This is a genomic window from Flavobacterium sp. Leaf82, assembly GCF_001422725.1.
GTDB lineage: Bacteria > Bacteroidota > Bacteroidia > Flavobacteriales > Flavobacteriaceae > Flavobacterium.
In genome coordinates this window covers 38,481-54,618 of sequence record NZ_LMMA01000014.1, presented here as the reverse complement: position 1 = coordinate 54,618, position 16,138 = coordinate 38,481, and the positions used below count along the sequence as shown (strand labels likewise).

Annotated in this window: 12 protein-coding genes; 10 read left to right on the top strand and 2 right to left on the bottom strand. The window is 34.5% G+C overall.

Annotation, left to right across the window (positions count from 1 at the left end):
* The first annotated feature begins 411 nt into the window (after positions 1-411).
* The 6 genes from ASF10_RS11565 (at position 412) to ASF10_RS11540 (ending at position 7,183) form a co-directional block, all read left to right on the top strand.
* Positions 412-702 (top strand): GNAT family N-acetyltransferase, encoded by a 291-nt coding sequence (locus ASF10_RS11565; protein ID WP_056249203.1) that lies wholly within the window; start codon positions 412-414, stop codon positions 700-702.
* Between the two features lie 51 nt (positions 703-753).
* Positions 754-1,371 (top strand): alpha/beta hydrolase, encoded by a 618-nt coding sequence (locus ASF10_RS11560; protein ID WP_056249201.1) that lies wholly within the window; start codon positions 754-756, stop codon positions 1,369-1,371.
* Positions 1,371-1,721: a hypothetical protein gene (locus tag ASF10_RS11555; RefSeq protein ID WP_056249199.1), complete on the top strand. Its 351-nt coding sequence runs from the start codon at positions 1,371-1,373 to the stop codon at positions 1,719-1,721. Before ASF10_RS11560 ends, ASF10_RS11555 begins: the two co-directional genes overlap by 1 nt.
* A gap of 334 nt (positions 1,722-2,055) precedes the next feature.
* Positions 2,056-2,994 (top strand): ring-cleaving dioxygenase, encoded by a 939-nt coding sequence (locus ASF10_RS11550; protein ID WP_056249197.1) that lies wholly within the window; start codon positions 2,056-2,058, stop codon positions 2,992-2,994.
* A 139-nt stretch (positions 2,995-3,133) separates the two neighbouring features.
* Entirely contained in the window at positions 3,134-5,908 is a 2,775-nt protein-coding gene (gene acnA / locus ASF10_RS11545) for an aconitate hydratase AcnA (protein WP_056249195.1), read from the top strand.
* 483 nt (positions 5,909-6,391) lie between these two features.
* Positions 6,392-7,183 carry a polysaccharide lyase gene (locus ASF10_RS11540; protein WP_056249191.1) on the top strand — a complete coding sequence of 264 codons (792 nt, stop codon included), beginning with the start codon at positions 6,392-6,394 and terminating at the stop codon, positions 7,181-7,183.
* Between the two features lie 118 nt (positions 7,184-7,301).
* Here ASF10_RS11540 and ppk1 read toward each other — a convergent pair whose 3' ends face one another.
* Positions 7,302-9,350, bottom strand: a complete 2,049-nt coding sequence (gene ppk1, locus ASF10_RS11535; protein ID WP_056249189.1) for a polyphosphate kinase 1 — start codon at positions 9,348-9,350, stop codon at positions 7,302-7,304.
* 452 nt (positions 9,351-9,802) lie between these two features.
* Between ppk1 and ASF10_RS11530 the strand changes: the two genes are divergently transcribed.
* Positions 9,803-11,104: a hypothetical protein gene (locus tag ASF10_RS11530; protein ID WP_056249186.1), complete on the top strand. Its 1,302-nt coding sequence runs from the start codon at positions 9,803-9,805 to the stop codon at positions 11,102-11,104.
* A gap of 89 nt (positions 11,105-11,193) precedes the next feature.
* Here the strand turns inward: ASF10_RS11530 and ASF10_RS11525 are convergent, their stop codons facing one another.
* Positions 11,194-13,158, bottom strand: coding sequence for a KUP/HAK/KT family potassium transporter (locus tag ASF10_RS11525; protein ID WP_056249183.1), 1,965 nt, complete (start codon positions 13,156-13,158; stop codon positions 11,194-11,196).
* A gap of 386 nt (positions 13,159-13,544) precedes the next feature.
* On the opposite strand from ASF10_RS11525, the gene ASF10_RS11520 reads away from it, so the two are divergent.
* The 3 genes from ASF10_RS11520 (at position 13,545) to ASF10_RS11510 (ending at position 16,059) form a co-directional block, all read left to right on the top strand.
* On the top strand, positions 13,545-14,588 hold the full coding sequence (locus ASF10_RS11520) for an NADP-dependent oxidoreductase (protein WP_056249179.1): 1,044 nt from the start codon (positions 13,545-13,547) through the stop codon (positions 14,586-14,588).
* A 78-nt stretch (positions 14,589-14,666) separates the two neighbouring features.
* On the top strand, positions 14,667-15,107 hold the full coding sequence (locus tag ASF10_RS11515) for a nuclear transport factor 2 family protein (protein ID WP_056249174.1): 441 nt from the start codon (positions 14,667-14,669) through the stop codon (positions 15,105-15,107).
* Between the two features lie 46 nt (positions 15,108-15,153).
* The gene (locus ASF10_RS11510) at positions 15,154-16,059 is read left to right on the top strand and encodes a helix-turn-helix domain-containing protein (RefSeq protein ID WP_056249169.1); all 906 of its coding nucleotides are present in this window, start codon (positions 15,154-15,156) and stop codon (positions 16,057-16,059) included.
* Positions 16,060-16,138 lie beyond the last annotated feature (79 nt).

The following is a 16,138-nucleotide window of genomic DNA, read 5'->3' as shown; positions in this document are numbered from 1 at the left end:
TCAATAGGCTATTAACTTCATTTTCTATTTTATACTTTTTTATTTGATTTCTAAATTCTGAATTTTGTATCTGAGATTAATTCAGGAAATTTCTATATCCTGTAATTACGCTCTAAAAATCTACGATATATCGGTAAATTACAAAATCTAAAAATCAGTAATTACCTTTAAATGAAGCTGTTTCATTTTAAGGCACATTATTTGAAATTTATTTGCTATTGAGTATTAACTTTGAGATAACCAGTACAGAAGATTAAAATTCCAAACTTATTATGCCGTTTTTAAAAATTAAAAAAGGAAAACTACAAGATTAAAATCTTTCTTAATTTAGATTAATCGATAGATTTTCGAGTCTTGTCTAAGTTTGTAAAAGAAATTTAACAACGATCAATAACAAAATATAACACGAATATGGAAACCATTAAACTAGAATTAGACGAAAAAAAACACGGTGCTTTTAATCTTTATGTTGATGACAAAAAACAAGGCGAAATGACGCTGAGTATCAAACCTGATGTATTGACTGTTTACCACACAGGCGTAGAACCTGAAGCAGAAGGAAAAGGTTATGCAAAAAAACTGCTGAACGAAATGACATCTTATGCACGTGCGAATAATTTAATGGTTTTACCGCTTTGTCCATACGTTCATGCGCAGTTCAAAAAAAATCCGGAAGAATATAAGGATATCTGGAAAAAATAATTAAAACAGGACAGATCACTACTTCTCCAATTATTACTAAAAATTAAACTTATGAATACAGAAATTTTAACAGACGGCGTACCTTTAAACGAAGCTAAAAAAGCCTTGATTATGATTCATGGCCGTGGCGCAAGTGCTCATGATATTCTTTCGGTTGCGAGACATCTTAAGGTTGATGATTTTGCATTGGTGGCGCCTCAGGCAGAAAACAGGACTTGGTATCCGTATTCGTTTTTAGCGCCTCTTAACGAAAATGAACCTTCTTTTTCAAGATCGTTAGAAGCTATTCATCAGGCTGTTGTAGCAGTTCAGCAAAACGGAATCGAAAAAGAGAATATTTATTTTCTTGGATTTTCGCAAGGTGCTTGTCTGGCGTTAGAGTTTACAGCCCGAAACGCTGCAAAATATGGAGGCGTTGTCGCTTTTACAGGCGGATTGATTGGCGATAAAGTCTATGAAAATCATTATGCCGGAAATTTCGAAAACACACCAGTTTTCATTGGTACAAGTGATCCTGATTTTCATGTTCCTGTAGAAAGAGTAAATGAATCTGAAGCACTTTTTAAAAAATTGGGAGCATCAGTTACTAAAAAAATATACCCAAATATGGGACATACCATAAGTCAGGACGAAATAGATCTAGCTAACGAACTTGTTTTTACAAAATAATGGTTCTGATTACCCGAATTTACAGCGATGAAAATGGCGATAGTCATTTTGAAGACTTCGAGATTCCGTTGAAAAACAATGGCGATATTGGATTTTTATCTGATGATGAACCTGTAAAATCTATCGTTTTCCGGGAAGTAAATCCCTCCTACGACTATGATTTTCATAATGCTCCGGACCGTCAATATATTGTCTTGCTGGACGGCGGCGTAGAAATTGAAACGTCATTAGGTAACAAAAGAAAATTTGAAACAGGATCAATTCTTTTGGTGGAAGATACTACAGGTAAAGGACACAAAACAAAAAATATTGAACCAAAACTTCGAAAATCAATATTTATAAAATTATAAACTGCCGACGATTTGTCGGCTTTTTTTTACTAGTTTCGGTCGGTATTTCTATCCTGAAACAAGAAAATATAAGTAAGGATTTTATCTCTTTTCTAAATAAAATGGCTTGCATCATAAAATTACGATATATCGTCAGATTCAAAACTTTAATTACAATTAAAACACTACAAAACAATTACTTAAAACAGTTGGAATATTATTTGTTTAATAGTTTTCCCAACAATAAAACAGCTTTTTATTTCTTAATCTAGGTTAATCGATTCATCGCTGTAACGTGAGTAAATTTGTAAAAGAAATCAATAACAAAACAATAACAATTTAATATTTAAATACCATGGAAAATACAATTTTAGGCTTACATCATATTACTGCAATTGCAGGAGACGCCAAACGCAACTTTAACTTTTACTCAAAAATACTAGGATTACGTTTCATTAAAAAAACAGTGAATTTTGACGATCCGGGAACGTATCATTTTTATTTTGGTGATGAAGTTGGAAGCGCAGGTACAATCTTAACTTTTTTTCCTTGGGGAGAAGGAATTCAGCAAGGAGTAAAAGGTTCCGGAATGGCTACAGAAATTGGATATTCTGTTCCTAAAGGAAGTCTTGATTTCTGGCAAAAACGTTTTGAGCAATACAATGTAATTTACAACAAACCTTCAGAAAAATTCGGCGAAAAATATCTTACTTTCTTAGATCCGGATGGTTTAAAATTAGAATTAATCGAGTCTAAAACAGAGGACAACAGAAAAGGCTGGGAAACTGACGAAGTAAAAGCAGATGTAGCTACAAAAGGTTTTCATAACATTACTTTGACTTTAAACAATATTAAACCAACTGCTGCAGTCTTAACAGAAATATTTGGTTATAAACTAATTGCACAAGATGTAAACCGTTACAGATATGCTACAGATGCTGTAGAAAGTGCTGCAATTGTAGATTTGGTTGAACTGGCAGACGAAAAACGCGGTCATGTTGCAAACGGTTCTGTACACCACGTTGCTTTTCGTGTAAAAAATGACGAGATTTTAATGCAGTTCCGTGAAAAAGTCGAAGCTTACGGATTATCTATTACGCCACAAATTGACAGACAATATTTTCATTCTTTGTATTTTAGAGAACCGGGAGGCGTTTTATTTGAAATTGCTACTGATAATCCCGGATTTACAGTAGATGAAAGCTTAGAAGAATTAGGTTTAAACTTAAAACTTCCTGCGCAATACGAGTCTCAAAGAGCCGCTATTGAAGAACATTTGGTAAAAATTAATTAATTCAACATAGTGCAAAAATCCAAATAATAAGGATTAAAAAGCTGTCTAATTTTTAGACGGCTTTTTAACTTTTACTTAAGACCAAAAATAATTTATATCTGTTACCTTTTATTGATTTTTAATTATATACCATTTTATTATGCAAAATGACATTTACCAAATAAAAAAAGTATTAAAAACTGCCGGCAGAGAGTTTTCATACTATAGTCTTACTGAGATGCAGAAGCAGGGATTTGAAATCGAAAAAATGCCGTTTTCTATCCGTATTCTATTAGAAAATGTATTGCGGAATTTTGATGATTTTGCTATTACTAAAGAAAACATTGAGACATTATTAAACTGGAAACCAGAAGCATCAGACAAAGACATTCCTTTTAAACCTGCAAGAGTACTTATGCAGGATTTTACGGGTGTTCCGGCTGTAGTTGATATCGCTTCGCTTCGTGCTGAAGCTGCAAGAAGAGGAAAAAATCCCGATGCTATTAATCCGCTTATTCCCGTAGATTTAGTTGTAGACCATTCTGTACAAGTTGATTACTTTGGAACAGAATATTCGTATCAGCGAAATATGGATGAAGAATACAAACGTAATAGCGAACGTTATCAGTTTTTAAAATGGGCACAGCAATCTTTTGCCAATTTTAGTGTAGTACCGCCCGGAATGGGAATTTGTCATCAGGTTAATCTTGAATATCTTTCTAAAGGTGTGATTGAACGCAATGGCGAAGTTTTTCCGGATACACTGGTAGGAACTGACAGTCATACTCCTATGGTAAACGGAATTGGTGTTATTGCCTGGGGCGTGGGTGGTATTGAAGCCGAAGCTGCAATTCTGGGACAGCCTATTTATTTTATTATGCCGGAAGTTATCGGACTTAAACTGACTGGTAAAATTCCGTTGGGTTCAACCTCTACAGATATGGTGCTGACTATTGCAGAATTACTTCGTAAATACGGAGTTGTTGGCAAATTTGTAGAAGTTTTTGGCTCCGGTCTTGATAATTTAAGTGTTCCGGATCGTGCAACAATCGGAAATATGTCTCCTGAATTTGGATGTACCGTGACCTACTTCCCTACTGACGAAAAAACATTAGAATATATGAGGCTCAGCAACAGATCTGAAGAACAAATTCATTTGGTCGAAGATTATTGCAAAGCCAATATGCTTTGGAGAACTGGCGACGAAGCGATTGTTTATACAGATGTTCTGGAACTTGATCTGTCTTCTATTGAGCCAGTTATTGCCGGACCAAAAAGACCACAAGACAAAATATTGCTTAAAAATCTGGAGCCTGCATTTGCCGATGCACTGGATAAAAACTTTGGAAGAAAATATAAAAAACACACAAAGCAAACTACAACCTGGTTTGCAGAAGGCGGTTCACAGCCTTTAAACGAAAACAAACCAGTTCCTGAGAAAGTTCAGATTGACCCAAAAATAGAAAACGGAAGTAAAAGTGTCGTTGTCACTATTGGTTCAGAACAATTTACGCTTTCAGATGGTTCAGTTGCCATTGCCGCCATAACATCTTGTACCAATACTTCGAATCCTTTCCTGATGATTGGTGCGGGATTAATTGCCAAAAAAGCGAGAGAAAAAGGAGTAAATATAAAACCATGGGTAAAAACCTCACTTGCTCCGGGCTCAAAAGTAGTAACGGATTATTTGATCAAAGCAGATTTACTAAAAGATCTTGAAGCTCTGAAATTTCATGTCGTAGGTTATGGTTGTACCTCTTGTATTGGTAACTCCGGGCCTTTGCCTCCGCATGTCGCAAAAGCTGCAGAAGAACATGATCTTGTACTTGCATCTGTGCTTTCAGGAAACAGGAATTTTGAAGCCAGAATTCATCCTCAGGTTAAAATGAACTTTTTAATGTCGCCAATGCTTGTGGTTATTTTTGCCATAGCCGGAAGAGTCGATATTGACATTATAAATGAACCACTTGCTTATGATTCTAATCTGTTGCCTGTATATCTTAAAGATTTATGGCCGGAAAATGATGAGATCAGCAAAATATTAAGCGAAGTCCTGACTCCAAAACAATTCGAATCCAGTTATTCGACCATATTTGAAGGTAATGAAACATGGAAACAGCTTGAAATTCCTAATGAAAAAATTTACCGTTGGGATGATAATTCAACTTATATAAAAGAAGCCCCGTTTTTCAAGGATCTTCCGGATCACCCAAAAGCGCTGCAGGATATAACAAATGCCCGTACATTATTGGTTTTGGGAGACAGCGTAACTACAGATCACATTTCGCCGGCAGGATCTTTTAAAGAGAATTCTGCAGCAGGAAGTTATCTTTTAAGCCGCGGTGTAGAAAAAAATGATTTCAATTCGTATGGTTCCAGAAGAGGTCACGATGAAGTAATGATAAGAGGAACATTTGCCAATGTTCGTATCAAAAATGGATTGGCCAAACAAGAAGGTGGTTTTACGACCTATCTTCCAACGGGAGAAGAAATGAGTATTTACGAAGCATCGGTTAAATATAAAGAAGCCCAAACCCCTTTAGTTATTCTTGCCGGAAAAGAATATGGAAGCGGATCATCAAGAGACTGGGCTGCGAAAGGAACTTTCCTGCTTGGCGTAAAAGCTGTTTTGGCAGAAAGTTACGAGAGAATCCATCGAAGCAATCTGGTTGGTATGGGTGTATTACCGCTCCAATATAAAAAAGGTGAAAATGCGGCGAGTTTAGGACTTACCGGAAAAGAAGTTTTTACCATAAACGGAATTGCAGAAAATGTTACGCCTTTGAAAGAATTATCAATTACTGCCGTTAAAGAAAATGGAGAAATATTCAATTTTAATGTTATAGCAAGACTTGACTCTCAAATCGAAATAGAATATTATAAAAATGACGGAATACTTCAATATGTTTTGAGGCAATTTCTTCAAAAATCATAAAACAAAAATCACTTTGATTATATTAAAAAACAGGCTTTGTATAGAGCCTGTTTTTTTATTTTTATATTAAGCAACAATCTTAGTTGTATCAAAACCATCATTTTAAGACTGCATAATTTTTTCGTCTATTTTTTGATAATATCATTTTTAAAATCTAAAAAATAAGTATAAAACACATCTATCAGATTTTTTTGTACCCAAAAACGTACTTTTTTACTCCCTGTGCAACTTGTTATTAATCAACTTTGTAGTGTCAATTACTAATCGCATAAATGTGGTTTGTATTCAACAATAAAATATAACAGCATACCAATTTCAATATAATTACCTGAAACAGAATCAAATAAAAAACATCTTTTTATTTATATATCTATTCGATACGGATTTTGAGAATTGCAAAAGGCTTTTGTTTCAGTATAAAAAGATGATTATTATTTTATTATTTACTCACTATTAATTATTACTAACCCTTAACCTTTAAAAATGAAAAAAGCATTTAAATTAACCAGTTTGCTATTTATTACAGCATTAGTATTTAATTCCTGCGAAAAGGAACAAGCTCTAAATGTGCCGGAAAGCACTATCAAAGACGAGTTAAAAATTGTTAACAACGACGTCTCGCAAAACACAAACAAAGCCGAAGCCTTAGCCGCAGCAGCAGCCGGTAGTGCCGCAGCCAGAACGATTACCTTAAAAACAAATACCCTAACATGTCCGGGTGGTTTGTGTACATCATTTGGCGTTTGGTCCGGAGATGTTTACACCGTTTGGTTCACGATGAAATTTAACTCTGGATTTTATTGGAGCAGAGGTGGTAAATGCGGATATGGTATATTAATTGGCGATCAAAATACCGGTGGCGATCCGGGATGGGACGGTAATGGCGGAAGTGCCAGATTTATGTGGTATTGTCCCAACGGATCAAACACTGCCAAAGGAAGCGGAGCTTATCTACAACCTTACGTATATTATAAAGATCAGCCGGGACAATATGGTAATGATTTTGGAAAAAAATATTACATTCAGGAAGGTGTTACCTATAACTGCCAGATATCTGTTAAGTTAAATACAGGATCAAATACAGACGGATATGTCAAGTATTATGTAAATGGAACGGAAATGCTGAATCAAAAAATTCGTTGGGTAACTAACGATTCTAAACGAAATGTGAATGCAGTAAGTTTGCACACTTTCCGTGGCGGAAGTCAGGATTACTGGACAGCTCCGGTAACAAGTTCTATTTATTATCCTAGTGCAACCTGGGATGCGCTATAAAACCAAAGCTTAAATATTTTTATTATAACTAATATAATTATCTTAAGTTGAGATCATTAACACAAAAGCCTATTTCTAACAAAATGGGCTTTTTTATGTTATTTACTTATTATGAGTTTTAATCGTTATAAACTTCAACCTGATTATTGGCAGATATCCAGTTGTAAATTTCTGTTTGAGAACGTCTTGGAATATCGTTTTCAATTGCATGCAATTCGTTTTGACCTTCAGAATTAATCTCTCTTCTTTTTGTATTATCTTCTAATTGCAATTCGATAATTTTATTAATTTCTGCCATATGATTTTCATCAGATATAGGAAAAGCAACTTCAATTCTTCGATTTAAATTTCGGTTTAACATATCTGCAGAGGACAAGTAAATCTTTTCATTGCCATTATTCGCAAATTTATAAATTCTCGAATGTTCTAAAAACATATCTACGATGCGATAGATTTTTATGTTTTCAGAAACTCCCGTAATTCCGGGCAATAACGTGCAAATTCCGCGAACTATAAGCGTTACTTCAACATTTGCCTGACTTGCTTCTATGAGTTTGTTTATAATATCCTGTTCGTCAACGCCGTTTACTTTTAAAAATATCGAAGCTGGTTTACCTTCTTTTTTGTTTTGTATTTCATTATCAATCAACTCTATTAATTGATCTTTCATATTAAAACCAGCTACCAAAAGGTGATTTATTTCTTCTGACTTTTCTTTTGTTTTTAAAAAAGTAAAAACTTTCTTTAGGTCATTTGTATATTTTTCTTCGGAAGTAAAAAAACCAAAGTCGGAATAAATACTTGCGGTACTTTCGTTGAAATTTCCGGTTGATAAGTAACTGTAGTATTTTTTATTACCATATTTGTCTTTCATGGTAACGGTCGCCACTTTTGCATGAACCTTTAAATTAGGCATACTCTGAATTATTTTTATTCCGGCATTTTTCATTTCCCTAGACCAGAATAAATTATTGTATTCATCAAAACGCGCTTTTACCTCTACAAAAACAGTTACTTTTTTTCCGTTTTTTGCTGCGCTTATCAATGCATTTGCAATTAGCGATTGTGACGAAATGCGGTATAATGTAATTTTTATCTCAAGAACGTTTCTATTAATTGCCGCCTGATTAAAGAACTGTAATACATAATAATACGATTGATACGGAAAGTGCAGCAACTGATTTTGCTTATCAATAATTTCAAAAATAGACTTATTACTTTCAAAAGGCAAATGTTTAAGTCCGGGATAATTTGCTCCCTGAAGATTTGGTTTAAGAGGATTTGGTTTAAGAGGATTTGGAAACTTGAATAAATCATAAAGATTATGATGCGTTCCTCCTTTTATCATCTCGTCTTTTTTAAGCTGAAATGCTTTTTTACAGACCAAAATTGTATCTGCATCCATATTATAATCATATAGAAACCTTGTCGATGAACCTCGTTTTCGTTCTTCTATTTTTGCTTCAATTTTAGCAATTAAATCTCCTGAGTTTTCATCTTCTATCAGATAATTTTCATCCCTGTTTAGTTTTATGGCATTACAGGAAACCACTTTTTCATTGGGAAATATTAGCGATAAACAATTTTTTATTATGGTATCAATCGAAATAATATAATGCGTATTTCCCTGACTTTGCAATTGTTTATATCGATCCAGTTTATCAGACGGAATATTTAGATAAGCATAATGAAAATTGCCTGCCCTGTCTTTTAGTTTTACCATAAAGTACAAGCTTCGATTGCTTAAAAAATAAGTTCTGGGAAAGCTTATAGAAATATAAATTACCTGAATATAAGACAAAATAATACTTTTAAAATAGTATTCGATCTCATTCAAATGTTCTTCTAAAAGTTCCTGATTTTCATAGTAAACAATGTCATTCGCTTTTAATTCACGCAATATCGAACTGTTCCAGATTATTCCAAATCTATTTTGCTGAAGATTAACTTCTGCCAGAATTTTATCCAGTAGATCTTTATTTTTCTTTGAATTTTTGATTAGCAATTTTCTGATTTTAACCCTGAAAAATTCGTCCAGATTAGAAGAATGAATGGCTAAAAATTTAATTCGTTCGTATAATGCATTATTGGCATCATCAGCTTCATCTAAAATACAGTTGTTGAAAGAAAGCCACGAAATTTCTGCGGGAATAAGTGAGTTTTGCACGTTTAATAAACTTCAGTTACAGGAAAATAAATTGTTTTACTTTATTGATCGACTTGTAAATTTCAGCATTAATTATCTTAAAATACAAACCCACACAACCACTTAACCATAATTTAACTTATGGACAACATATCTTAATCTTCCTGATATCATTGTTATAAAGTAAGTAAACATGCTATCCTCACCGCGATATATACTCTATTTATCGCATCGGTTTTACTGACTTCGCAAGAAACAAATAATCTAAATCCTGTTAACTTTTTGTTAACGGTATTATAATACCACCCAGATAGTACGATTTCTCTTTTACAGTACTTATAAATAACAAGAATTATAATTCAAAAATAAACTTCTTGTTCTTATTCCTATTTTTTTATCAGTTGCTTTTACTATCGAATAGTTTATCAAAATCATTGAATTTAAACATGTTATAAACCATTAAACCCAGAATTATGAAAAAACAGAATCGAAAGAAGATTTTAAGTAAAGTGTTAATTATTGTATTATCTGCAATTACGTTCTCTTGTCAGGACACGACATTAGAGGAAACAGAAACTACCGCCGTGGTAAAAGAGCAGCAAAATTTCAAGAAAATCAGTGCGGCAGCAACTTCTGATTTGGCAAGAAGATGGGCACCAATTCATTACAAAGATGTAGATGCCACAGGTACTTATGCCGAAGGTGGAAAATCTGATTATCTTACGGCTATTAATTATGATAATGACTGGAATGGTGAAAACAACTGGAACAATCTTCCGGCTTTTGCCAATTCTTTAGCGGCACATTGTTACTATTCGATTGTAGAATCGAATACGCACTGGTATATTACTTATGCTTTTTTCTCTCCAAGAGACTGGACAGATAATCCGCTTTTATATTCGTTAGATCAGCACGAAAATGATTTAGAAGGCGTATTAATGATTGTAGAAAAAGATGGTTCTAATTATGGTGCATTAAAAGGGGCTGTTACCGTAAGTCACTCTGATTTCTTTTCGTATGTACCATCCGGAAGTTCTTTTGTAAGCGGATTGGAAAGCATTGACGGAACATTGCAAATGAGAGATTTTAACGGAGAATTACATCCTGTTACAGCACAAGATGCTAAAGGACACAGCCTTAAAGCGTGGCCGCAGCACGATATTGATGGAGACGGAATTATCTATTATCCATCTGCAAGCGGAGTAGCACAAATACCGGCTGACAATTATGATAATTATGTGGAGTACAAGCTTGTTGATATTTTTGAAAGCGGCGGATTATGGGACCAAAGATTTAATACACAATTGTTTTCAAGTCCGGCTGGAGGTTTTACAGGAAATGATTTTAAAACTGGCGGTGCAAACGCTCCGTGGGCATGGAATGACGGAAATGATGCGATTGTACAAGGTGGGGAATTTGCAACAGATCCAGCAAAATTAGCTGATAATTATTTTGATGGCGTGGGCAATCTTTCCCGTACTTATACTAATAATAAATATACATCTACTGCCGGAGGTATTGTAACGCTTTACCAAAATTGCAATTATACAGGTTATGCAATTGCTTTGCCAGTTGGTAATTACACATTAGCTCAGCTAAAATCGTATGGAATTGGAAATGATGATTTGTCATCTGTTCGATTAGAAAACGGATATAAAATCACCATGTATCAAAACGATAATTACGGCGGAGAATCTGTTGTAGTAACAGGAAATAATAGCTGTTTAGGAAGTTTTAATGACAAAGCCAGTTCTGTAAAGATTAGCGCTCTCTAAATTTTCTTTTAATAGGGATATGCAAATGAAAATATAGAACTAAACTATATTTTCATTTGCATATCCTATTTTAATCCTGCCTAAAAAATTTAATTATGGATTCTTGTCATTTTAAAATCTTCCGGAAGATGCAAAAGCATTGGGAATTTTTCGACTTTTACAGAACTGGTATCAAGTCCAAAACCTTTTTCCTCAGACAAACTGAATTTCTTAAGTAAAAAATAACCATTCATAATTAGCTTCTCAGACCACGTGAAATCGTTATCCATTGAGAGGATTTTTTTAGACAGCACAAACTTAAAATCTCCCATTATGTTATTGTTGTTCAGCGATAAGTAACGGCTTGTTATATCTACTTCCCTATTTATAACCATATCCCGAATCACTTCCTTAAACATTAGATTTGTTTTCATGGGTTCCCTGAATCCAAGATAAAAATCAATTCGGTATAAATCATCTTTGATCATTTCAGTAACTTTATAGTCTCTTCTGTAAGGATGATCAACAATATTAATGTGAATAAACCAGTAAATATCAGCTCGTTTAGGGCGCATTTGCAAGATAGAATAAATCACTTTCTGTTCTATTTCAGTCTTTCTTACAGCATTTGTCATATAAACCAAATGCGTTGCATATTTAGGAATTGATTCGTCTATGCTTAGTTCTGCAAGTACTTTTTTATAACCATCAATAGGTACATATTTGGTGTAATTTTTACTGATCGATTTCGCTTTCCACCAGGTCGACATTACGGCAATAAGTATTAAGGCAACAAATACGGCAACATATCCGCCGTGCATGAATTTGTTAAGGCTGGCAATTAAAAAACTAATTTCGATTACCATATAAATTGTTATTGATGCTGAAATAATATACCACGGAATTCTTCTCATTATCAAATAATAATTAAGCAGTAAAGTGGTCATAATCATACACAAAACAATAGCAAGTCCGTAAGCAGCTTCCATTTTTTGAGATTCCCTAAAATGAAGCACAATCATAATACAACCCAACATCATCAACCAGTTAATCGACGGAATATACAATTGTCCTTTTTGTTCTGTAGGATATTTGATTTTTACTTTTGGCCAGAAGTTAAGCTTAATCGCTTCATTGATTAAAGTAAATGAACCGCTTATCAAAGCTTGCGAAGCGATAACCGCAGCGAGTGTAGCAATTATTATTCCGGCAGGAATAAACCATTCCGGCATCATTAAGTAAAAAGGATTTGCGTATTTTCCGCCAAGGCTAAACAAGGTTTCCCCTTCATGCTGAATCAAATATGCCGCTTGTCCAAAGTAGTTCAGCAACAATGCACTTTTAACAAAAATCCAACTGATCCTGATGTTTTTTCTGCCGCAATGTCCCATGTCAGAATATAAAGCTTCGGCTCCCGTTGTACACAGGAAAACAAAACCTAAAACATAAAATCCTTCCGGATGAATACTTAGTAAATGATATGCATAATAAGGATTCACCGCTTTTAAAACATCCGGATGATGCGAGATTTGCATGATTCCCAATACTGCCAGCATTCCAAACCAAATAAGCATTATAGGTGCAAAAAATTTCCCAACTAATTTAGTTCCAAACTGCTGAATGGCAAAAAGCGCGACTAAAATAGCAATAATTATGGGTACGGTATCAATTTTGGGATATAAGGTTCTCATTCCTTCAATTGCTGAAGATACTGACATTGGCGGCGTTATGATTCCGTCTGCAAGCAATGCGCTTCCGCCAATAATAGCCGGAACAATTAACCATTTTACTTTTGTACGCCTTACCAATGCATAAAGGGCAAAAATACCGCCTTCCCCATTATTATCAGCACTTAGCGTAAGGAAAATATATTTTATGGTAGCTTGCAAAGTCAACGTCCAGAGTACCGCAGATACTCCGCCCAAAACTACATTTTTATCAATATTGTGAATTCCAATTATGGCTTTCATTACATATAAAGGCGAAGTACCAATGTCTCCGTAAATTATTCCTAATGCAATAAATAAACCTCCAAGAGTTAATTTGCTATGTAAGTCGTTATGTTTTAAGCTCATAAATTTAAAATGTTATCCCTATTTTTTTCTGATTTGTAAAATCAACTCTTCTGTATAAATATACTCAGAATTTTCGTGACTTTTTCTTTCAATAGATTCTTTTTACAACGGTAGTATTTGTTTGAAAGTATGTCATTAAATATTCCTGAACCAATTTTAGTTTTATCGTTTGTTATTATTAGGCTTTATTTCTAATACTGTTTTACCCTTTCATTTTCTTTTTTCTAAAAAAATCCCAGAGATTCTGACTACATATTTAGCAATTCAGACTAATTTTTGACGGATGCCGTAATCTAATTTTGTGCCATAGAAAGACAAGAATTTCTATGGCAATAAAACGCCCTTGTCTTTTATGAAAAATTTAAAAACTAAAAAAATAATACAGAATGACATCATTAGAAAAAAAAGCAAACCCAATTGAAACTCCATCTAAAATGATGGCAATTAGATTACATGAGTTTGGCGGTACCGAAGTTTTACGTTACGAAGAAGCACCAGTTCCCAAATTAAAGTCAGGCGAAGTTCTTATTCGCGTGCATGCAATAGGCGTTAATCCGCCTGATTGGTATTTGCGGGATGGTTATAAAATGCTTCCGCCGGAATGGAGACCACAAGTCCCGTTTCCTATTATTCTGGGTTCAGATGTTTCAGGAATTGTTGTTGCTGTTGCCCAAGATGTAACAGATTTCTCTGCGGGAGATGAAGTTTTTGGAATGGTTCGTTTTCCTAGTGTTGGCGAAAGTGCTGCTTATGCACAATATGTAGCTGCTCCGGCAACAGATCTTGCTTTGAAACCTTCCGGACTTGATCACATACATGCGGCAGCCTCTGCAATGGCGGGATTAACGGCATGGCAATTTCTTATCGAATTAGGACACAATCATCCAAATCCTCTTCAGGCAGAAATGCATCAGCCATTGCCGCTTAAAGACAAAACAATACTTATAAATGGTGCAGCTGGCGGTGTGGGACACTTTGCCGTACAGCTCGCAAAATGGAAAGGTGCGAACGTTACAGCAGTAGCATCAACTACTCATGAGTCGTTTTTGCGTGATTTGGGTGCCAACCATTTTATTGACTATACTAAAACTCCTCCGGAAGATGTTGCTCATAATATTGATATTGTTCTGGACACTTTGGGAGGTGCAAATACTGGTCGTTTCCTGAAAACAATTAAACCCGGCGGTGCTTTGTTTCCTGTATTTTTAGGTTTTTCTGATCACGACGAAGCCGCTAAACTAGATATTACGGTCTCAATGACACAGGTTCGATCCAATGGTTTACAACTTTTTGAACTGGCGAAATTATTAGAAGCCGGTACGATTAAAGTTGCCATAGACAGCACATTTACACTTTCAGATGCTAAAAGTGCGCACGAACGAGCTGCAAATGGACATATTCAGGGTAAAATTGTTTTAATCGTTGATTAAAAAATTTCACCATAATTAATATCATTTAGAAGCTGTCGCATTTTTGGGACAGCTTCTATTAAAATAAAAATAGCAATAATGAATAATAAAGAATTAGAAGATCGAATTTCTATAAAGGAATTGATTGACAGAGTTTCTATTTTAGGAGATCAGCGCAAGGTAAAACAACAAGTTCAATTATTTTCTGAAGATGCGATATCAGAAACTTACAGCGGAAATACTGTTCTTTTAAAACTAAAAGGACGAAAAGAAATGGAACTGGCTTTTACCGATTTTCTTCAAAATTTTGAAACGGTGTATCACTTAAACGGACAACAAACTGTAACTATAAATGGCGATCATGCCACTGGAACGTCTTACTGCCAGGTTACACTTATTGGGAGCGAAAACAGTAAAAAAATGAAAACCACGATTGGGGTACTTTACCACAATGATTATATTCGGATTAATAACCGCTGGTTAATTGCTAAGCGTATTGGTAATTTTAACTGGCAGGAAAAACGGGAAATAAATCCATAAAATGATGTTTTTAAATTGACTGTATAAATTGTATATTAGCTTTATCATGAAAACCCAATCACAACCTGTTGTTTACAAAAGCATTTCGGCATACATGCGTGGCATGGGAATGCCTGTACCATTGCATCCTTTAGTGGCTTTGAGTACTTATGACGCCAATAAGGTAAGTCTTGAAAATGGTGGACGAACAATTTTAGCCGACTTTTATAAAGTTTCGTTTAAAAAAGATTTTAAAGGTCAGGTAAAATACGGACAGGGATCTTATGATTTTGAAGAAGGCGGAGTGGCTTTTTTAGCACCAAACCAAGTAATTACACTATCAAGCGAGGAAAGTTGTTATGAAGGTCACAACCTTTATTTTCATCCGGATTTGATTCGCAATTATCAATTGGGGAAAAATATTAGCCAATATGGTTTCTTTTCGTATGCCGTAAAGGAAGCGTTATTTTTATCGGATAAAGAAAAAAAAGTAATCGCCGGATTGTTTGAAAACATTGCTGCAGAGTTAGATAATAATATCGATCTCTTTAGTCAGGATGTTTTGGTTTCGCAAATCGAGTTATTGCTTAATTACAGTAATCGTTTTTACAACCGACAATTTATTACCAGAAAATCTGTTCATGATGATATTATCACTCAAATGGACACCTATTTGGCAGCTAGATTTGAAGATCAGTCTGGCGGAATCCCAACCGTTTTAGAGGTGGCTGAAAATTTGAATGTTTCCCCAAGATATCTCACGGATATGCTCAAATCTCTAACGGGACAAAGTGCACAACAACACATTCACGACCGATTGATTGAAACTGCCAAAATGATCTTAAGCACAACCAAACTCAATATTGCCGAAGTTGCTTACCAACTTGGCTTTGAACATCCGCAGTCTTTTAATAAATTATTTAAGCGCTATACCGATCTGTCTCCAAACGCTTTTAGAAAATCCTTTAATTAATCAAACTCTATTTATCTTCTGTTATTTCGCAAGTGCAGTCTGGTAATATTTAGTAATTTTATCCTTTTATAAACAACTT